The organism is Mesorhizobium sp. L-8-3, assembly GCF_016756615.1.
In the GTDB taxonomy this organism is placed as follows: domain Bacteria; phylum Pseudomonadota; class Alphaproteobacteria; order Rhizobiales; family Rhizobiaceae.
In genome coordinates this window covers 7387208-7404635 of record NZ_AP023262.1, presented here as the reverse complement: position 1 = coordinate 7404635, position 17428 = coordinate 7387208, and the positions used below count along the sequence as shown (strand labels likewise).

Here is a 17428-nt window from a genome sequence, read left to right as displayed (position 1 = left end):
GTCGACGTATGCTTTTCAACTCGCGCTTAGCCGCAGGCGGGATCGTGTCCCCCTGCGTGGTGGAGCTGGCGGCATTGGTCGCCGTGCTCTCCGGCATGGGCCGGGCTGATCGGATTGGTTCAGTCTGCGTTGTTAGCGCCGCACTCACTCGCCTCAAGGTCATGGCGCCACAAGCGCGGATTCGCGGCGCCGTGGTGCGGGCGTTACAACTCATGCAGCAGCGGGTCTCGTTGATGGCGAAGCGGGCTGCCCTGAACCAATCGCTCGCGTCTGCGGCGCGCCAAGCTGTCGCGCAACGCGATCATCCTGACGCTCTGGGATGGCAGTGGCAGGTGACCGCCTATATGGCAGTGGCAGGTGACCGCCTATGCGGTGAGCACGCTTGGCCTTAGCTCGATTGGCATCGACCCCAACCGGCCCTGGTCATCGCGCCGTGCCACAGCTTTTACCGCCAAGTGAAGCCGATCAGCTGCGACCGCTCGCCGCGACAACCCTGGCGCCAGGCTATGCTCTGCTCGGCTGGTTCGAGCCCGTCGCCGCTGTGTTCATCCGCAGCATCGAATGCCATATCCGCTGCAGCCTCGAATGCAATAACCGTCGTAGCTTTTCAGAGTGCCTCTCGGAGTTGTTGAAAAACCCGGAAGTCAATTGCCCGTTTTACCTTTTCGGCAATGTTGAGGTGTCTGAGAATGGCTCAAACGATACCCCGTTTGGCTTCATGCAATGTCTCGCCCAGTCCGACGAGACGGGCTGCGGCCTGACCCGTCGGCATGTCAATGACCGTGATTGCGCTTGCCGCAAGGAAACGACGCTCGTTCTTGGTCAGCGTCGCTGTATCGATTGCCGCAAAATGTGGGCCATTGGAGCGCTTCATGATCTGCCGGGCATAGGTGCGCAGCATCTGATCGTTGAAGCGGCAGCCGATGAAGAAAAGACCACGACTAGCTCGCCGTTCCTTCACCAGGTCAGGGATCGGCGTCTGGATGTCGATTTCGCTCAGCACTTCAACGTAGTCGGAATCTGCGACGAGGAAGTTTGCGGCCGGCCTGGCACCGCCGTGAGGGGCGTAGAGAACCGTCTTCGCCGCTGGTGCGGATTCGAGTAATATCCCGGACAAATCGTAGGCTTTCGTCCAAATGTCACCGATCTCGTGCGCCCGTGTTACGCCCTGTATTTCGACGACGTCCGTTCGGCGGGTCTGTATTAGAGCCGCGCGCATGGCACCTTCGTACCAGCTGTCGACGATCACGGAGAGCGGCAGCGTTGCAAGCCAGGCATGCAAGATGGTCGGCACCACCGGGGCCGCGAATATTTCGGCCATCCAAACTTGAAGCGTCCGGCGGTGCCGGCGCTGTTCGATATACTGCGCTACCGACCACATGTTGGTGCGAATCTTCGAAGGGGCTGGCGCGCGCTTGTTGAGCGCTGCGGCAACGGCTTCGGGGGTATGCGGTACGGGCGGTCCCGCGGAGCGGATCTCAAGCAGACCCGGGCCGAGATAGGGAATGACCTGATCGGCCGCGAGCCCTTTCTTCAAAAGGTCAAGCTGCCTTTCGGCAAAACTGTCCCGAATGACGACGAGATGGCCCGAGGTCATTGTGTTCATGCTCGTATCCCTTTGCCGCTCTCTTTGTGTCAACCCGAAGGTCAGTCCTCGTCGGAAATCTTCCTTGCTTCCACGGTAATCGGCAAAGGCGTATCGCGCGGAAGGTCGGGCAGGACTAGCCGCCAGCCGTTCTTCAGCGTCACGGCGCCACCCCATAAGTGTTCGTTGTCGACCTTGATGATCGGCTCTTCGAGATCCTTTTTGGGAATATATGCCGACAAGCCAGCACGGGTCCTGCGGATCATTACCCTCATCGGGCCGTTCCTTCGTCAAACCCAGCACCGATTTCGGCACTGGAAGGAGTCCGGGCCGTCTCAAGGCTCATGAGTTCACGCGCACGCATGCCGACGACGGTGCCGCGATCGACCCATTCGACCGCATAGATGTAGAACTGCTGGAGAAAGGTGCCGATGTCGCGCACATAGCCCTCGTCGCCTTTGCGCACCAGATTTTCACCGATCTCCTTGCCCGGATAGGTGCCGTCATTTTTTATGTGGCGTGTGGCGCGGACCCGCTCACCCGGCATGAATCGCGGGGGTGTACGGATTTCGATGTCCTGTTCGCGTCCGAGGCTCATGGCCGTTCCTTTCTCTCGGCTGCAGCTTTCCAACAGGAGGTCGATGGTCCTGCGGAGGCGCCTCGACCGTGTCAGTAGCCGAAATGGAGGTCAGGCAGGGACGCAAGTCTTCGACACCGGACATACCGAGGCGCATTGCTGCGTTTCGAAGGTCCCCTCGCATTCGGTGCACTTTTTCGGATCGATCACGTAGGTCTCGCCCTTGAACTTAATCGCGCCCGAAGGGCATTCAAACTCACAGGCACCGCACTGGGTGCATTGGGAAGCGATGATCTTAAAGGCCATTTTCAACTCCGGTTCGGTTAGAATGAGGCGGCTCAGGCCGTCGCAGCCAGTGGCTCACTCCCAAACTCGGCGGCGTAAAGCGCGCCGATCGCGGTCTCGATGTAGTCATACCCGTAAGCCTCCGTTGCTCGGATCCCACCTTCCTTGAGACGATCCTCGGGGCAATTTCCAATTCTCGCGCACAGCACGATGTCTACGCCTTCGAGCGTAGAGATGACGCCGTCGAGGCTCTTGTCCTCGGCCCGGCCGCCGAGGCAATACTGTTCGACCTTGCGATGACCGACGAAACTGATCCCTTTCGGAGAGGCCTCATAAACCTGGAATTCCTTCGCATGGCCGAAATGCTCGTTGATGCGGCCGCCACCCTTGGTCGCCACCGCTACCAGAAGCGATTTGCCGGAGCCTGCGGTCTTGACCATCCCGAGCGCCTCGCTCTTGGCCGCCAGGCGATCGTCCCGCTCGCGCGCGACCACTGCCCGATATGTCTCGCGCTTGCTGGCGTCGTACGTGACCTTGTCGGGAAGCCGGTCGAGCGTGAATTCCTGGCCACGATCCTCGCCGAGCAGGCCGACAGCATCGGCCCGGCACTGCCGGCAGTGGCGCATCAACTTGGCGCCGCCTTCGAGACGATCCTGAAGGGCCTTCAGCTCCATTGCCTTGGGGCCGCGCTGCCCACTCAGGCCGTAATGCGTACCGTGCGCCGGGTCGGAAATCAGCGGCATGACATTGTGCAGGAACGCGCCGCGCTCCTTGACCCATTTATTCACCTCGATCAGGTGCTCATCGTTTACGCCGGGGATCATTACCGAATTGATCTTGGTGAGGATGCCGCGCGCCGTCAGCATCTCCAGCCCCGACATCTGTCGTTCGTGCAGGATCGTGGCGGCCTCAACGCCGGTATAACGGCGGTTGCCATAGAAGATCCACGGATAGATCTTGGCACCGATCCGCGGGTCGACCATGTTGATGGTGATCGTCACGTGATCGACATTCATTTCGGCAAGCTCGGCGACGCGGTCTGGCAGCGCGAGCCCGTTGGTTGAGATGCACAGCTTGATGTCGCCGATTTCCTTGGCGACCCGTTGGAATGTCGCCTTTGTGTTCTTCCAGTCGTAACAGGCATCGCCCGGTCCGGCGATGCCAAGCACGGAAAGCTGCGGCACTTCGTTGGCAACCCCGATCACCTTGCGCAGCGCCTGGTCGGGCGTCAGCCTTTCCGAAACGACCCCAGGCCGGCTTTCGTTGGCGCAGTCATATTTGCGATTGCAGTAGTTGCATTGAATATTGCAGGCTGGGGCGACCGCCACATGCATGCGCGCGAAATAGTGGTGCGCTTCCTCTGAAAAGCAGGGATGATCCTTGATCTTCTCCCAGACGGCCGAGTCCATCTCGTGCGGCTTCGCGGAGGAGCCGCAGGATGAAGATGCGCAGCCACCGGATTTCGCTCTCGCCGGCGACTGATCGAAGACTGTCGTGCCGGAAAGGCCCTGTAGCGAAATCATCGGTGCGGACATGGAGCGGCTCCGTGCGTGGTGTGAACATCGCACTTCAGAGCGCAAGAGATATGCCAACCCCAAAAGCGGTCTTATCCGTCATGTTGGCTTTTACGTCGGCCTTTTGTGTCCATTTGTGTCCGTTTCCTGCGACACGGTTTTGTCAGGTCGCCGACAACGGTCAAAAGCAACGCGAAAAGTGACGTCTTGTCTCAGTTACGCCCGGTGCGGGCAGCAACCGCGCCCCCACGTTTGATGTCATCAGGGACGTTTAGAACTTCTTCACTTCGATATGATGCCGGCGCAGAGCATAGCCGACCTGCCGCGGCGTGAGACCGAGGAAACGAGCCGCCTTGGCCTGAACCCAGCCGGCTTTCTCCATCGCATCGATCAGTCGGTCGCGTTCCGTCAGACGCTGGTTGATTGCTGGGCAAGCTGGATGGTTGGGGTCGCAGGTCTCGCCGGGCGATGCCTCATTCTGGGAGGGGCCGACTCGCATGGCAGGCAGCGGCGATCCAACCGGCATCATATTGCCACGTGCGAACTCGTCGACGGCATAGGCGCCGTGCGAACGGCCGACTCCTTTCCACAGAAGCGAAGAAAGGCACTGGCTGTTCTGGCAGGCGAAATCCGACGGAGTTATTGTCATTGAACGCGCAAGTGTGGCCGTCCGTCGCACACAATTCTCCAACTCACGCACGTTGCCAGGGAAATAGCATTGCGAGATCAGGTCAAGCGCCGACGGCGTGAAGGCAAGATCGCGATGGTTCTCCTTGTTGAATCTATCGAGGAGAGCTTTGGCAAGGCGTGGAATATCGCCCGGCCGCTCTCTGAGGGGAGGCAAGACTATTGGCACCACATTGATGCGGTAATAAAGGTCGGCCCTGAACTCTCCATTCCGGACAGCCATCTCGAGGTCCTTGTTGGTGGCGCATATGAGCCGCACGTCAACCTTTAGGGTCCTGGTGCCGCCCACTCGCTCAAGTTCTCCTTCCTGCAAGACGCGCAACAGCTTGGCTTGAAAGGCAGGCGAAATCTCGCCGATTTCATCAAGCAGCAGGGTTCCGCCATTCGCCAATTCGAACCGGCCGGCGCGCTGCAGGATAGCCCCGGTGAAGGCGCCCTTCTCGTGGCCAAAGAGCTCCGATTCCAAGACGCTTTCGGGCAATGCGGCGCAGTTCAATTTGACGAAGGATTTCTCCCTCCGATGCGAAAGCTTATGGATGGCCTGTGCAAAGAACTCCTTGCCGGTACCGCTTTCGCCTCGCAGAAGCACGGTGGAATTGGTCCTGGCCACGACCGAGACGATCTCCAGCACTTGCTTGAGTGCGGGACTTTCTCCGATGATTCCGTCGATCTTGACATGCGGATGTCGGGCCGGATGGGTCCTGTCCTCGTCGAGCGATTGCTCTGGTCTCGGTTGCTTCTCGATAAGTCGCTGACCAGCCGTGCTCAAAGTGCGATGCAGGCGGATGGTCCGGCCGACCAGATTGGCGACCATGGCCAGGAAACGTAAGTCCTCCTCGTAACGGAACTTGGTGGTACCGTTCCTGACCCGGTCGATCGACAGCGTCCCGAAGATCTTTTCCTCAGCCTTTAGCGGGACACCGATAAACGCAGTTGCGATCGTGCCGCTGGTCGATTGAGGATCGGCCTGAAACAGCTCCGACGTGCTTGTGTCTTGTATGACGATCGGCACTCCAGTAGCGACGATTTTGTCTATTACGGCCTGGGGTATGACACTGCCGATGGCTGACTGAGGCACAGCGCCGCCGGTAGTTGCGCTAATCTGCGGCTCTCCTTCAGCGTCCAGGACGACAATTGCGCCATGACGCATTTGCACAAACGAGGAGAGGATATTCGCGACATTGGCAAGCGTAATCTCCAGCCGGGTCGGGGCAGTCAGAATCTTCGATATCTCGTAGATTCCCCCGAGCAAGCTGTCCGCATTGCGCGCCGCTTCGACCGCAGGTTCAGGCGGGGTGTTCCGAGATACAATTTCACCGACCTGATCTGGAAGCATGTGAGCCATGCAAACACCTCAAGGGTTGTCCAAGGTGCTCCTCCCAGGCCCTTTTTTGTATTTTGAGTTCCAGAAACATAGTATTTTCAGCCTTTCGGCAATTGTGAACAATATTGGCGGTCTTGACCGCATTCCGAGCCTCTCGTTTCCCGCTCTTTGCGCCAGTCATCCGAACTTGAAGAGAACGCCGAAGCCGCCGCGCGGGTAATTCCACACGATCTCACCGCTGGCCTCGCACAGCACGCGACAGGTGCCGCATTCCATGCAGCCGTCGGAAGTGGTCTCCACCTGTCCCTTGTCGTTCAACTCATAGCATTTGGCCGGGCAGATGTGTGTCAGCGCGAGCAGGTTCGCGCTCGGCCTCTCGTGCGGTCGCACTTTGATATGCGGGCGGCCCGGATCGACCAGATAGCGGTTCTGATAAAGCTTCTCCTCGACACGCAACTTCGTCACGGCCATCGTCATCCTGTTTCTCCTTCAGCGCCAGGCGAGTGCCAGGCGGACCACATCGCTGATCAGCCCCCAGCGCGAACGCGCCTTAATGAAGGCAGCAGTGGTCGCCTTTTCCTTCTCGATTTTCGGGGTTCCGTCGACCCGCATGAAGTTCTGCGCGGCCTGCGACATCAACTGCGGGTAAGTCATGAAGAAATTGCGGGAATTGGTGTGTATCAGGGCCGGCATGTCCTTATATTTCATCAGGTCTTTGACTACGAAGGACTTGTCCAGCATGGTCTTGTAGAGGGCGAGGTTCCTCCTGATCATCGGCTGGTTGCGGCCCTTGATCTCAATGATTGCCTCGCCCGCGATGCGACCGGAAGTCATGGCAAGGTTCGAACCCTCGCGGTGAATAGCGTTGTTCAGTTGGGCGGCATCACCGACCGCCACCCAACCGTCGCCGAAGAGCTGCGGAATTGCCTTGTAGCCACCTTCGGGAATGAGATGCGCGGAATACTCCTTGACTTCCGAGCCCGCGATCAGCGGCCGGATCGAAGGATGGTTTTTGAAGTTGTCGAGGAGGACGTAAGGGCTCTCCATTGTCTGGGCGAAATCGGAGACGAGGCAGCCGATGCCGAGAGAGATCGACTCCTTGTTGGTGTAGAGGAAGGCCAGTCCGGCCATGCTGCGGGAAATCGTGCCCGCCGCTTCGATCACGCAGCCTTCGTCGCCCTGGAGGCCGAACCGCTGCTCAATGACCTCATCGGGTAGGAAATGCATTTCCTTGACAGCGAGCGCCACGCTTTCTGGCTTCGGCATCTTGCGCAGGCCGGCCCGTGTACCGAGCAGTCCGTTGACACCTTCTGCGAGCACGACGACGTCCGCGTAGATCGGCCCGCCAGCCCGGTCGGTGCGCACGCCGATCACCTTGCCGCTGGCATTGCGGACAAGTTCGGTCACCGTCGTCTCGCACAGCACCGTCGCGCCGGCCTGGCGCACCTTGCGCGAAAACCACTTGTCGAATTGGGCGCGGATGATCGTGTAGCGATTGGGCTTCGCCTCGTTGAAATCGTCCGATCGATACTGCATCCCGGTGTGGGAGGTGTCGTCCATCACCCAGAATCGCTGCTCGACCAGATGCCGCTCGAGAGGCGCATCATCCCGGAAATCCGGAATGATTTGCTCCAACATGTCGGCGTACATGATGGCGCCCTGGACATTCTTGGAGCCCGGATACTCGCCGCGCTCCAACTGCAGCACCGTCAGGCCCTGGCTTGCCATGGTGTAGGCGGCCGCGTTTCCGGACATACCGGCCCCGACGACGATGGCGTCGAATTCTTCCTCGATCATGGCCCTCTCCCTTAGCTCGCAAGCTTGTCGTGGCTGTGCGGCGACAGCCGCCGGGTGAAAGCTTCCGTCAATGCCGGCAGGAAACGGATTGCGTCGGTGACGATGCCGAGATGGGCAAATTCGAAGATCGGGGCGTTCGGGTCGGTGTTGATGGCTACGATCAAATCAGCCCCCTCCACGCCAACCCGATGCTGAATGGCGCCGGAAATCCCGGCCGCTATGTAAAGCTTTGGCCGGATGGTCTTGCCCGTTTGGCCAACCTGCCGATCGGCAGGCATCCAGCCCTTCTGGACCAACGGGCGCGAACAGCCATATTCGGCGCCGATTGCCCGCGCTAGATTCTTCACAAGCTGCAAATTCTCCGCTGAGCCGAGACCGAGGCCTCCGGCAACCACGATGTCGGCGTAGGCGAGATTTGCCTTTGCCGATTGGCGATCGAGGTTGAAGCCAAGGACTTTGGTGATGATCTCTTCCTCGGTCATTGACAGCTTGTGCCGGATGACACGCCCGACCGGCTTGTCCGTCCGCGGTGGCATGGCCATAACCCTCGGTCGTACCGTGGCCATCTGCGGCCGGTAGTTGAGCGTATAGATCGTGCACAGCAAGGAACCCCCGAAAGTCGGACGGGTCGCGGCGAGCGAACCGTCGACATCTACATCGAGTTCGGTACAGTCGGCAGTGAGCCCTGTCAGCAAGGTCGTCGCTACTGAGCCAGCGAGATCCCTGCCGAGCGTGGTCGCACCGAGAAGCAGGATTTCCGGCTTGTGGGTATTGACCAGATCCGTCATCGCCTTAGTGAAAGGCTCGTTGCGATAGTCGGCAAGCAACGGTGCCTCGACGAGGTAGACAAGGTCGGCGCCGTAAGCGAAGGCCTCGGCAACGGCATGCTGCGTCGCGTCACCCGGCGGTCCAAGCACGATCCCCGCAAGCTGGATGCCTAGCTTGTCGGCGAGCTTGCGGCCTTCGCCAAGCAGTTCGAAGGACACGGGATGGACCTCGCTGCGTTCCAGTTCGATGAAAACCCAGACGTGCCGATAGTCCCTAAAGTGCTCAGGCAATTCCCTCTTGATGCCGGCACGGCCGGCGGAAGGAGGGGCTTCGCGGTTACCGTTCGACATCATCTCTCCTTGCCGTCCCGTCACTGGCCGCCGTCGAAGGCGAGTTCGTGTTCCAGCGCTGGCTGGCGGGTAAAGATTGAGGCGATCAGTTCGTCAGCGAGGTCGTGCTGCGTCTTGTCGGTCATGTCGATCTGCGTCGCCTTTTCCGCCCGCGTGGTAGGGGCGAAAACGCGCTTGACGACCGTCGGCGAGCCGCGCAGGCCGCATTTGTTGAGGTCCTCAATGCCAGCTTCGGCCGCGCTCCATTTCACGATCTGGCTGCGCGCGGCGCGCATGGCGTCCTCGAGCGAGCCTCTGCGGATTTCGTTGGTGCCTTCCAGCATTGTGATGAGGCAAGGCAGCCTGCTTTTCAGCATCTGCGTACCGCCTTCCGAACGGCGCTTGACGGTGATCTCGCGCGCATCGACATCGATAGAGTCGATCTTCGCCACATAGGTGAACTGCAGGAGGCCGAGGCGCTTGGCGATGCCGGGCCCGACCTGGGCGGTATCGCCGTCAATCGTCTGCTTGCCGGCGAAGACGATGTCCGGCGCGCCGAAGGTCTCGCCAATTCTCACGATTGCCCGAGAAAGCGCGAAGGAGGTCGCCAGCGTGTCGGAGCCGGCAAAACAGCGGTCGGTCAAGAGTACCGCGCGGTCGGCGCCATAGGTGAGCGCCTTGCGCAGCGCATCTTCTGCCATCGGCGGACCCATCGTAAGCACGGTGACCTCGCCGCCATGGGCGTCGCGCAATCTCAGTGCCTCTTCGAGGGCGAACAGGTCGTAAGGGTTGATGATGGTCGGCACGCCCTGGCGCATGATCGTGTTCGTCACCGGGTGGACACGTATCTGCGCGGAGTCCGGCACCTGCTTGATACAGATTACAATGTGCATTGCGTCTTTCTCGGCTCCAATCCGCAAGCGGCCCTGGCGTTCATCTCCTTCGCAGCATCATTCGTGCCAACCGCTTTGCGTTGCTCTGTTTCCTTTTGACATGGGGTTGTATTTCTTCCGAAGGGTGCCGTCGTGATGACCGGGTTTGTCGGCTTTTCGACATTGTCGCGTCGCACTCGTGTCGCGTTCATTCTGTCCCGAACCGCCTCAGGATCGACTCGAACGGGACAAAGGTGTGGTCCCGAGTGGCCGGTTTGTCCGGATCGTGCTCTTTGAGCACCTTGAAGACCCGGTGGGTGAGTGGCGAGGATGTCGCGAAATCCTCATAGGCGCGTTCCAACGTCGCACGCGCCCGCGCGGCGATCACCCCGTCGGGAAGACCGGCGAAATCCTCTTCAGCGAGATATTGGCCCATGCGCTTCAGGATATGCAGCCGTGAGACATTGAGCACCTTCGGATCATAAGAGATGCCAAGGACTGCGAAGAACTCCTCCGCAGCCGACAGGCTCTTCAGCCGGGCGAGGATGTCGGTGACATCGATGGCGCGGCTTTCAGCGAAACAACTGCGCATTGCATTCTCCTGGGCCGGAAACGGTTGTCGGGTTTGCCTTGTCGCCCAGGCCTGGAGTTGATTGAAGTCCTCTCGCCTGGCTGGCAGATGGGGAAAGCTCACGCAGCTTCCTAACGATCCCGGGCATGACCTCGAGCACCCGGTCGACGTCCTCCTCGCCGTTGTTGCGCGAAAAGGAGAAACGGATTGCGCCGTGTGCCGCGTTATTGGGGATATTCATCGCCACCAAGACGTGGCTCGGCTCCAGCGAGCCGCAGGCGCAAGCAGAGCCGGAGGAGCAGGCAATGCCCTCGCGATTGAGGAAATGCAGTATGCCCTCACCTTCGATATCTCCAAAGGCGATGTTTGCGGTGTTCGGCAACCGCTTTAGCAAATCGCCGGCGACGAAGGCGTGTGGGATGCGCTGGAGAAGTTCCTTCTCCAGGCGGTCGCGCAACGCCTTTACCCGTATGTTCGCGTCGTCCATGAATTTCAAGGCAAGATCGGCTGCCACGCCGAGACCGACGATGCCTGGCGTATTCTCCGTGCCGGCGCGGCGGTTGCCCTCCTGGCCTCCCCCCTTGATCAGCGGACAGAAGCGCACGCCGCGCTTTACATAAAGTGCGCCGACCCCTTTCGGTCCGTGTAATTTGTGACCGGAGAGAGACAGCATATCGATTGCCGTCGATTTCAAGTCGATCGCAAGCTTGCCGACCGCTTGCACCGCGTCGGTATGAAAAAGGGCGCCGACTTCCTTGGCCAACTCAGCAAGCTCGACCACCGGGAAGATCGTTCCGGTCTCGTTGTTCGCCGACATGATCGAGACGATCGCCACGCGCGGGGTGAGGGCGGCCTTATAAGTGTCGAGGTCGAGCCGGCCGTGGCGATCCACCGGGATCCTATGCACCTTGATGGCGCGCGTCTTCTCCAGGTGGGCGCAAAGCGTCAGCACGGCCGAATGCTCGACTGCGGAAGTCACGATCTCTGTGCGCTCAGGCATCACCTCGAGCGCTGAAAGGATCGCGGCGTTGTCGCTTTCCGTCCCGCCCGAGGTGAAGGTAATCTCGTCGTCGAACTCCGCGCCGATGAGCGTTTGCACCTGCAGGCGCGTCTTTCTCACCGCCGCCCCGGCGGAAGTGCCAAAATCGTGGCTCGACGAAGGGTTGCCGAAATGGTCGGTAAAAAACGGCAGCATCGCTTGAACGACTTCCGGATCGACCCGTGTCGTTGCGTTGTTGTCCAGATAAACAGGTCTCATGGATGTGATCCTTCTCCTGAGCGCAATCACACAAGGCGCACGCCCGGTCTGTCATGATGATGATGATGGTCAGCCGAAGGAGTTGCCGCCGCCACATTCGGCCTGCGCGCTTCTTGGCGCCGGCGCGGCAACCCGCCTCGACCTTGGTGCGCCAGCGTTGCGCCGGCTCGGCCCCCGGCAAGCGCGGTCTTTAGGTCACGGCGTTTTCGGTGCGCTTGATCATGGACTGTCTCTCCTTCAGGCCGGACGCGTTCGCGAACAGCTACGCATGGACCGTGCCAAAGAAGGGAATCATTTCAAAACAACATGATGGCTCTAACACTGCTATGTCGCATTTCCGACATCGGCGGGAATTGTTCAACGCGGAACGCCGTTGAATCGGGCGTAGATTCCGCTTCGCGTGAGGAGTAATCCTGTCGGGCCGTTCGCCAAGGATGCCCGCGCGACCGAGGCGTCCTGTCGGGTTTGTCGAGTGCGCGACACGCCACTGTTACGCCCCCGTTGCCCTGCTGAGATCTCGTTTGTCATTGTAGAATATGCAGAAAATTCTTCTGAGCTTCTTTCTGAGCCTTTGGCGCGGCTTTTGCGGTTCTCTCCTCGTAGGGCAGCGCGTGCCCGCGGCCGATATTCATCTCGCGGGTGACATCGCGATCGATGGAACGAAGGAAAGAAACCAACATGTCAGCTCCAGATCAGCCACCCGCATTCCGAGCGATGTTTTCGTCCTCACGCAGACCTTCCATTTCGGGTTTCTTGAGACCGAGCGGCCTGCTGCGCTCTTACAAAGCCACGCGGCGTTTTCACATCGATCTACGCGGCGCCGCCTTTCGCGACGTTTTCGCCTTCACCATGCGCCACTGGAGCAGGCAACCGGTCCGGCTCCCGATCATCATGCTCGCGGTGCTGGTGGCAACGCTCCTTGACGTTCTGACGCCGCTCTATTCCGGACGGCTCGTAAACGCGGTCGCCCAAGGAGCGGCAGCCGACGCCGTCGTGTGGGATGCGGCTCTTGCGGCCTTTTCAATGTTGATTGCGCTCGCACTCGGCGCCGTCGTCATGCGCAACATCGCCTTCATTGCCGTCAATGACTTCATTCTGAAGATGATGTCGGACATCGCCAGCGACGCGTTCCATCGCGTCCAGCGCTTTTCGACCGATTGGCATGCGAAAACCTTCGCCGGCTCTACGGTGCGCAAGATCACGCGCGGCATGTGGGCGTTCTGCCTCCTTAACGACACGATCCTTCTTGCCTTGTTCCCGTCGCTCATCATGCTCGTGGGGTCGAGCGTTCTGCTCGGCTGGTATTGGCCGATGATGGGGCTGATTATCGCTTGCGGCTCGGTTGGCTATGTGGCGCTGATCATTGTCCTGTCGCTCGGCTATGTGGCGCCAGCCGCAAACCTCGCCAACAACTGGGATACGAGGCTTGGCGGCTCGCTTGCGGACGCGATCAGCTGTAACGCTGTGGTCAAAGGCTTCGGCGCCGAGGTGCGGGAAGATCATCGCCTGGCGAAAGTTATCTCCAAGTGGCGGCACCGCACCCTCCGGACCTGGGTGCGCGGGACGGTCAGTGCTGCATTCCAGGGGATCATGCTTCTTGCGCTGAGAGCGGCTTTGATCGGCTATGCCTTATTTTTGTGGTCGCGCGGCCAGGCTACCCCAGGTGACATCGCCTTGGTGCTCGGGTCTTTCACCGTCCTGTATGGGTACTTGCGTGATGTTTCCATACACGTGCGCAACATCCAGCGCTCTGTAAATGAGATGGAGGAACTGGTCCAAACCTACAGCCAGCCGCCCGACGTGGCCGATGTTCCGGGCGCCAAGCCGATCCGGATCACGAAGGGTCACATCGATTTTGAGAGCGTCCATTTCCACTACGGCAATCATTGGTCGCCCTTCTACAGCGACTTGTCGATTTCGATTGAGGCCGGCGCACGGGTCGGTCTGGTCGGCCCCTCTGGCTCCGGCAAGACCACTTTCGTCAAGCTCATCCAGCGGCTTTACGACCTGGATGCTGGACGAATCTTGATCGATGGGCAGGACATCTCGCGGGTGACGCAGGGCTCGCTGCGCTCGCAGATCGCGATCGTACAGCAGGAGCCCCTCCTGTTCCACCGCTCGCTGGCCGAGAACATAGCCTATGGGCGGCCGGGTGCTTCTCGGTCCGATGTCGAGCAGGCGGCGCGGCTCGCCAGCGCGCATGACTTTATTGCGCGCCTGCCGAACGGCTACGGTACGCTGGTCGGCGAGCGCGGCGTGAAGCTCTCAGGCGGCGAGCGCCAGCGTGTGGCGATAGCGCGCGCCTTCCTCGCCGATGCCCCAATCCTGATTCTGGACGAGGCGACATCAAGCCTCGACTCGGAATCGGAGGTGCTGATCCAGAAGGCGATGGAGCGGCTCATGGTCGGGCGCACCACGCTCGTCATTGCGCACCGGCTTTCGACGGTGCGGGCACTCGACCGGCTGCTTGTCTTCGACCGTGGTTGCATCACCGAGCAGGGCGACCATGCCGCGCTGATCCGTCGCGACGGCATCTACCGCCGCCTGTTCGAGCGGCAGGCCTTGGAACTGACAAAGGGGGGGTGGGATGAGACCAATGTGCAACGCGGTTGAACGCGGCGTGAATTCAGCTTGCCTCCCCAGCAATCCTGTCGGGCCGTTCCTGAAAAGGCGGCCGCAACCTGTCGTCGGGCTTGTCCAATCCACGACACGCCTGGTGCCGGCCTGTCTTCCTGCCGCGCTCTTGAGCAAACCCATGAATGGGATGAAGACAACTTTTTATGAGCTGCGTCCTGCGTTCCCGGCACGGCGCTTGAGGCTTCCTCATGAGGCGGCAGCCGCCTCGCGATTATTTAGATCCTGGTTGATGCGATCAATGGAGCGAAGGAAAGCAACGCGCCGGATCCACGCGAGATCCGCCTTCTCTGGCATAGGGGCGTCGCCAAATCGACACCCTCACAATATGCGCTCACCGCCCGCGTCGACGTCGGGAACAAGATCTTGATTGTCGTCTGCGCTCAACCGCTCTTATGCCGAACTCGAAGGATACGGCCTGCGTCTCGCCGCGCGGGATTGCATAAGCTGGCTGCAGCGTCCATCGGCATCACCGGTTCGGCTTCGAGACGTTCCGGAAACCCGCCGAGGCCGGCGCGCCGGCGATGCGCTCGTGGCCATCGAAGCGCGTCCCGACATGGCGCGGGCGTAACGACCGGCTTGCGAGGAAGGGGATCATGTCAGACCTTGCGCTGTTGCAGAAGAAGGTCCGCAAGCTGCAGTCGCGCGCGGGAGCCGCCAAGATGGAATTGCACGACCTTGCCGAGGACCTTCCGGTCAACTGGACCGAGATCGAGGCGGTCGCCTGGAAAGCCTTCGAGGTTTTTGCCGAGTTGGATGCGGCAAAGGAAGAACTCGCAGCGTTGGAGAATTCACAATGACGGGCGCTTTCGTCACCCGCGACGGCTCTCCCTGGACGCCGCACTATCTGACGGCGATCGATGGCGCGACCTGCATCGGCTGCGGCCGCTGCTTCAAGGTCTGCTCGCGCGAGGTCATGCACCTTCATGGCGTCGATGACGCAGGCGAAATCCTCGGCATCTGCGCGAGCGAGGACGACGACTTCGACGGCGAGCTCAACCGCATGGTCATGATCGTCGACCATGCCGGCCGCTGCATCGGCTGCGGCGCCTGCGGCCGCGTCTGCCCGAAGAACTGCCAGACCCACCTTGCGGCCGACAAGCTTGCTGCATGAGCTGGGGACAAGACCAGCAGAACGGCGCCACATTCGCCCATCACCGTGGCTGTTTCAGCACCAGCCAATGGCCGCCGACAGACCAGGCGGCGGCGTTCGACCGGCATGTGCTTGCCTGTGTTTTCTACCTCGCGTTCGAGGAGGTCGAGGCCGGCAAGGCGACCCCGACCGAAGCAACCGGCCTTTCGCGTGCCGACCTGCGAGATGTCATGACACGCTATTTCCCGGCTGTTCCCGTCAACGCCTTCGCGCTGGAAAAGCTGACCGATCCCGAGCCGGATATGGAGGAAGGGCTTCTGCGCGGCTTGCTTATTGGACATGCCAGGCCAGGCGATCCGGCGAGCACCCTCTTCGCCAAGATCATCGCCAGGCGCAGTTTGCGCAATGACCATCTGTGGCAGGACCTTGGCCTTTTCAATCGGGCCGAACTCAGCCGCTTAATGGCCAGGCATTTCCCGGCGCTGGCGGCCGGCAACACCAAAAACATGAAATGGAAGAAGTATTTCTATCGTAAGCTCTGCGAGGCTGAAGGCTTTTCGCTATGCACCGCGCCCAGTTGTCAGGAATGCGGCGATTTCGAAAGCTGTTTTGGCCCGGAGGAAGGCGAAAGCCACTTGGCACGTATCAAGAACGGGCTCGCTTAAGAGCCGCTTTCGTCGCCGCCGCCGTCCGGGCTTGATTGGCATCGAAGACGCACGCGCTTTTCCCGGCGACGTCGCGCGGAGGACGGGATGTTCAGCGCCTCACGATATTTCGCAACGGTGCGGCGAGCAATGTCGATCCCGGTTTCCTTGAGCCGGGTGGCAATGTCGTCGTCTGAAAGCACTTCGTTGGGCGATTCCACGGCAACCATCGCCTTGATTTGATGGCGGACAGCTTCGGCGGAGTACGCGTCGCCGCCTTCGGAGGAGCCGATCGCGACAGTAAAAAAATACTTCAGTTCGAACACGCCGCGCGGGGTCAGCATGTACTTGTTCGACGTTACCCGGCTTACCGTCGACTGGTGCACGTTGATCGCATCCGCGACAGTCCTGAGATTGAGAGGCCGCAGGTGGGCGACCCCATGTTCAAAAAAGGCGTCCTGCTGGCGGATGATTTCAGCCGCTACCTTGAGGATCGTCTTGGCGCGCTGATCAAGGCTGCGGATTAGCCAGTTCGCGTTTTGGAGGCATTCGTTGAGAAATGACTGATCTTTCGAATTTTGAGCGCTTAGGCGGGAGACCTGGGCAAAATAGTTTTGGTTCATCAGCAGCCTAGGCAGCGTGTCTGGATTGAGTTCGATTTGCCACCCACCTCCGGGAGAGGGCTGGACCAAGACGTCGGGAATGATCGATTCAGGCCCTCCGGATTGGAATCGGTTTCCGGGCTTGGGATCCAGCGCGCGGATTTCGTGCAACATGTCGAGAAGGTCGTCTTCATCGACACCGCAATGGCGCTTCAATGTTTGAAAATCGCGTCGCGCCAGCGCTTCAAGATTGGCGACCAGCGCTGCCATTGCCGGGTCGAACCTGTCTAGCTGCCGCAATTGTATCTCAAGGCATTCGCTGAGAGTTCGCGCAAAAATACCCGGTGGATCGAACTGCTGCAAGGTTCCGAGAACCCGTTCCACAACAGCCTCCCGGACATTCAGGCTGCGAGCCAGTTCCGAAAGGTTCACCGGAAGGTATCCGGTGTCTTCCAGATGACCGGCAAGCTCGCCAGCTATTCGCCGCTCCAGCGGCGCGAATGCGCTGAGAGCGATCTGACGAGCGACATGGTCGTGCAATGTTTCGATGGACGTCCAGGAATCTTCGAACGCATGGTTTCCCCCCGGTTGGACATTGTTTTTGCCGCGGATTGATTTCCACTGCGAGGCCCGATCCGATATTCCGCCCGTGGTCGGCCCGATGCGCGGGTTCCCGGCCGAAATCGACGGAATGTCCTTCGGCGCCCGGTTTGAGGCCCGTTCCAGAAAGGGGTTCTTCTCGATTTCCTGCTCGACGAACTGATGCAGTTCGGGATGCGCCAGTTGCAACAGGCGAATGGATTCCATCATTTGCGGCGTCAAAACCAACGATTGCTTCTGACGCTGAAGCAGGCTTGCTGAGGACTCCATGGCTAGCGTGAAACTCCT

General features: G+C 60.2%; 19 protein-coding genes. 5 read left to right on the top strand and 14 right to left on the bottom strand.

Going from position 1 to position 17428, the window contains the following annotated elements:
- Positions 1 to 694 precede the first annotated feature (694 nt).
- From JN302_RS34270 to nifS, 12 genes are all read right to left on the bottom strand, one after another.
- Positions 695 to 1606 (bottom strand): SIR2 family protein, encoded by a 912-nt coding sequence (locus JN302_RS34270; RefSeq protein ID WP_202330559.1) that lies wholly within the window; start codon positions 1604 to 1606, stop codon positions 695 to 697.
- Positions 1607 to 1647: 41 nt separating this feature from the next.
- A complete protein-coding gene (gene nifT, locus JN302_RS34265) occupies positions 1648 to 1860 on the bottom strand; it encodes a putative nitrogen fixation protein NifT (RefSeq protein WP_010913564.1) in 213 nt (70 codons plus the stop codon).
- Positions 1857 to 2183 carry a nitrogen fixation protein NifZ gene (locus tag JN302_RS34260; RefSeq protein ID WP_096453587.1) on the bottom strand — a complete coding sequence of 109 codons (327 nt, stop codon included), beginning with the start codon at positions 2181 to 2183 and terminating at the stop codon, positions 1857 to 1859. The genes nifT and JN302_RS34260 overlap by 4 nt, the downstream gene beginning before the upstream one ends.
- Positions 2184 to 2273: 90 nt before the next feature.
- Positions 2274 to 2468, bottom strand: coding sequence for a 4Fe-4S binding protein (locus JN302_RS34255; protein ID WP_010913566.1), 195 nt, complete (start codon positions 2466 to 2468; stop codon positions 2274 to 2276).
- A 32-nt stretch (positions 2469 to 2500) separates the two neighbouring features.
- Positions 2501 to 3982 (bottom strand): nitrogenase cofactor biosynthesis protein NifB, encoded by a 1482-nt coding sequence (gene nifB / locus JN302_RS34250; protein WP_202330558.1) that lies wholly within the window; start codon positions 3980 to 3982, stop codon positions 2501 to 2503.
- A gap of 250 nt (positions 3983 to 4232) precedes the next feature.
- Positions 4233 to 5993 (bottom strand): nif-specific transcriptional activator NifA, encoded by a 1761-nt coding sequence (nifA, locus tag JN302_RS34245; protein WP_044548983.1) that lies wholly within the window; start codon positions 5991 to 5993, stop codon positions 4233 to 4235.
- Positions 5994 to 6149: 156 nt separating this feature from the next.
- Positions 6150 to 6449 (bottom strand): ferredoxin family protein, encoded by a 300-nt coding sequence (locus JN302_RS34240; RefSeq protein ID WP_006333856.1) that lies wholly within the window; start codon positions 6447 to 6449, stop codon positions 6150 to 6152.
- A gap of 12 nt (positions 6450 to 6461) precedes the next feature.
- Positions 6462 to 7769, bottom strand: coding sequence for an FAD-dependent oxidoreductase (locus JN302_RS34235; RefSeq protein WP_027056558.1), 1308 nt, complete (start codon positions 7767 to 7769; stop codon positions 6462 to 6464).
- Between the two features lie 11 nt (positions 7770 to 7780).
- Positions 7781 to 8887, bottom strand: coding sequence for an electron transfer flavoprotein subunit alpha/FixB family protein (locus JN302_RS34230; protein WP_202334543.1), 1107 nt, complete (start codon positions 8885 to 8887; stop codon positions 7781 to 7783).
- A gap of 20 nt (positions 8888 to 8907) precedes the next feature.
- Positions 8908 to 9759 carry an electron transfer flavoprotein subunit beta/FixA family protein gene (locus JN302_RS34225; RefSeq protein WP_010913571.1) on the bottom strand — a complete coding sequence of 284 codons (852 nt, stop codon included), beginning with the start codon at positions 9757 to 9759 and terminating at the stop codon, positions 8908 to 8910.
- Positions 9760 to 9946: 187 nt separating this feature from the next.
- Entirely contained in the window at positions 9947 to 10330 is a 384-nt protein-coding gene (nifW, locus tag JN302_RS34220) for a nitrogenase stabilizing/protective protein NifW (protein ID WP_027056555.1), read from the bottom strand.
- Positions 10311 to 11567 (bottom strand): cysteine desulfurase NifS, encoded by a 1257-nt coding sequence (nifS, locus tag JN302_RS34215; protein ID WP_202330557.1) that lies wholly within the window; start codon positions 11565 to 11567, stop codon positions 10311 to 10313. Before nifS ends, nifW begins: the two co-directional genes overlap by 20 nt.
- Between nifS and JN302_RS34210 the strand changes: the two genes are divergently transcribed.
- Positions 11566 to 11877: a hypothetical protein gene (locus JN302_RS34210; RefSeq protein ID WP_199201489.1), complete on the top strand. Its 312-nt coding sequence runs from the start codon at positions 11566 to 11568 to the stop codon at positions 11875 to 11877. The genes nifS and JN302_RS34210 overlap by 2 nt on opposite strands.
- Before the next feature lie 214 nt (positions 11878 to 12091).
- Here the strand turns inward: JN302_RS34210 and JN302_RS34205 are convergent, their stop codons facing one another.
- Positions 12092 to 12247 carry a hypothetical protein gene (locus JN302_RS34205; protein WP_171903241.1) on the bottom strand — a complete coding sequence of 52 codons (156 nt, stop codon included), beginning with the start codon at positions 12245 to 12247 and terminating at the stop codon, positions 12092 to 12094.
- Positions 12248 to 12281: 34 nt separating this feature from the next.
- Between JN302_RS34205 and JN302_RS34200 the strand changes: the two genes are divergently transcribed.
- The 4 genes from JN302_RS34200 (at position 12282) to JN302_RS34185 (ending at position 15959) form a co-directional block, all read left to right on the top strand.
- A complete protein-coding gene (locus JN302_RS34200) occupies positions 12282 to 14180 on the top strand; it encodes an ABC transporter ATP-binding protein (protein ID WP_244846741.1) in 1899 nt (632 codons plus the stop codon).
- Positions 14181 to 14797: 617 nt separating this feature from the next.
- Positions 14798 to 15001: a CCE_0567 family metalloprotein gene (locus JN302_RS34195; RefSeq protein ID WP_027033180.1), complete on the top strand. Its 204-nt coding sequence runs from the start codon at positions 14798 to 14800 to the stop codon at positions 14999 to 15001.
- On the top strand, positions 14998 to 15315 hold the full coding sequence (fdxB, locus tag JN302_RS34190; RefSeq protein ID WP_202330556.1) for a ferredoxin III, nif-specific: 318 nt from the start codon (positions 14998 to 15000) through the stop codon (positions 15313 to 15315). Before JN302_RS34195 ends, fdxB begins: the two co-directional genes overlap by 4 nt.
- Complete coding sequence (locus tag JN302_RS34185) at positions 15312 to 15959, top strand: nitrogen fixation protein NifQ (protein ID WP_202330555.1); 648 nt, start codon at positions 15312 to 15314, stop codon at positions 15957 to 15959. The genes fdxB and JN302_RS34185 overlap by 4 nt, the downstream gene beginning before the upstream one ends.
- Here the strand turns inward: JN302_RS34185 and rpoN are convergent.
- A complete protein-coding gene (rpoN, locus tag JN302_RS34180) occupies positions 15956 to 17410 on the bottom strand; it encodes an RNA polymerase factor sigma-54 (protein WP_202330554.1) in 1455 nt (484 codons plus the stop codon). The genes JN302_RS34185 and rpoN overlap by 4 nt on opposite strands.
- Positions 17411 to 17428 lie beyond the last annotated feature (18 nt).

Excerpts from the sequence above, each read along its gene's own strand:
- JN302_RS34270 (WP_202330559.1), bottom strand. The coding sequence starts at position 1,606 with ATGAACACAATGACCTCGGGCCATCTCGTCGTCATTCGGGACAGTTTT.
- nifT (WP_010913564.1), bottom strand. The coding sequence starts at position 1,860 with ATGAGGGTAATGATCCGCAGGACCCGTGCTGGCTTGTCGGCATATATT.
- JN302_RS34260 (WP_096453587.1), bottom strand. The coding sequence starts at position 2,183 with ATGAGCCTCGGACGCGAACAGGACATCGAAATCCGTACACCCCCGCGA.
- JN302_RS34255 (WP_010913566.1), bottom strand. The coding sequence starts at position 2,468 with ATGGCCTTTAAGATCATCGCTTCCCAATGCACCCAGTGCGGTGCCTGT.
- nifB (WP_202330558.1), bottom strand. The coding sequence starts at position 3,982 with ATGTCCGCACCGATGATTTCGCTACAGGGCCTTTCCGGCACGACAGTC.
- nifA (WP_044548983.1), bottom strand. The coding sequence starts at position 5,993 with ATGGCTCACATGCTTCCAGATCAGGTCGGTGAAATTGTATCTCGGAAC.
- JN302_RS34240 (WP_006333856.1), bottom strand. The coding sequence starts at position 6,449 with ATGACGATGGCCGTGACGAAGTTGCGTGTCGAGGAGAAGCTTTATCAG.
- JN302_RS34235 (WP_027056558.1), bottom strand. The coding sequence starts at position 7,769 with ATGATCGAGGAAGAATTCGACGCCATCGTCGTCGGGGCCGGTATGTCC.
- JN302_RS34230 (WP_202334543.1), bottom strand. The coding sequence starts at position 8,887 with ATGTCGAACGGTAACCGCGAAGCCCCTCCTTCCGCCGGCCGTGCCGGC.
- JN302_RS34225 (WP_010913571.1), bottom strand. The coding sequence starts at position 9,759 with ATGCACATTGTAATCTGTATCAAGCAGGTGCCGGACTCCGCGCAGATA.
- nifW (WP_027056555.1), bottom strand. The coding sequence starts at position 10,330 with ATGCGCAGTTGTTTCGCTGAAAGCCGCGCCATCGATGTCACCGACATC.
- JN302_RS34210 (WP_199201489.1), top strand. The coding sequence starts at position 11,566 with ATGGATGTGATCCTTCTCCTGAGCGCAATCACACAAGGCGCACGCCCG.
- nifS (WP_202330557.1), bottom strand. The coding sequence starts at position 11,567 with ATGAGACCTGTTTATCTGGACAACAACGCAACGACACGGGTCGATCCG.
- JN302_RS34205 (WP_171903241.1), bottom strand. The coding sequence starts at position 12,247 with ATGTTGGTTTCTTTCCTTCGTTCCATCGATCGCGATGTCACCCGCGAG.
- JN302_RS34200 (WP_244846741.1), top strand. The coding sequence starts at position 12,282 with ATGTTTTCGTCCTCACGCAGACCTTCCATTTCGGGTTTCTTGAGACCG.
- JN302_RS34195 (WP_027033180.1), top strand. The coding sequence starts at position 14,798 with ATGTCAGACCTTGCGCTGTTGCAGAAGAAGGTCCGCAAGCTGCAGTCG.
- fdxB (WP_202330556.1), top strand. The coding sequence starts at position 14,998 with ATGACGGGCGCTTTCGTCACCCGCGACGGCTCTCCCTGGACGCCGCAC.
- JN302_RS34185 (WP_202330555.1), top strand. The coding sequence starts at position 15,312 with ATGAGCTGGGGACAAGACCAGCAGAACGGCGCCACATTCGCCCATCAC.
- rpoN (WP_202330554.1), bottom strand. The coding sequence starts at position 17,410 with ATGGAGTCCTCAGCAAGCCTGCTTCAGCGTCAGAAGCAATCGTTGGTT.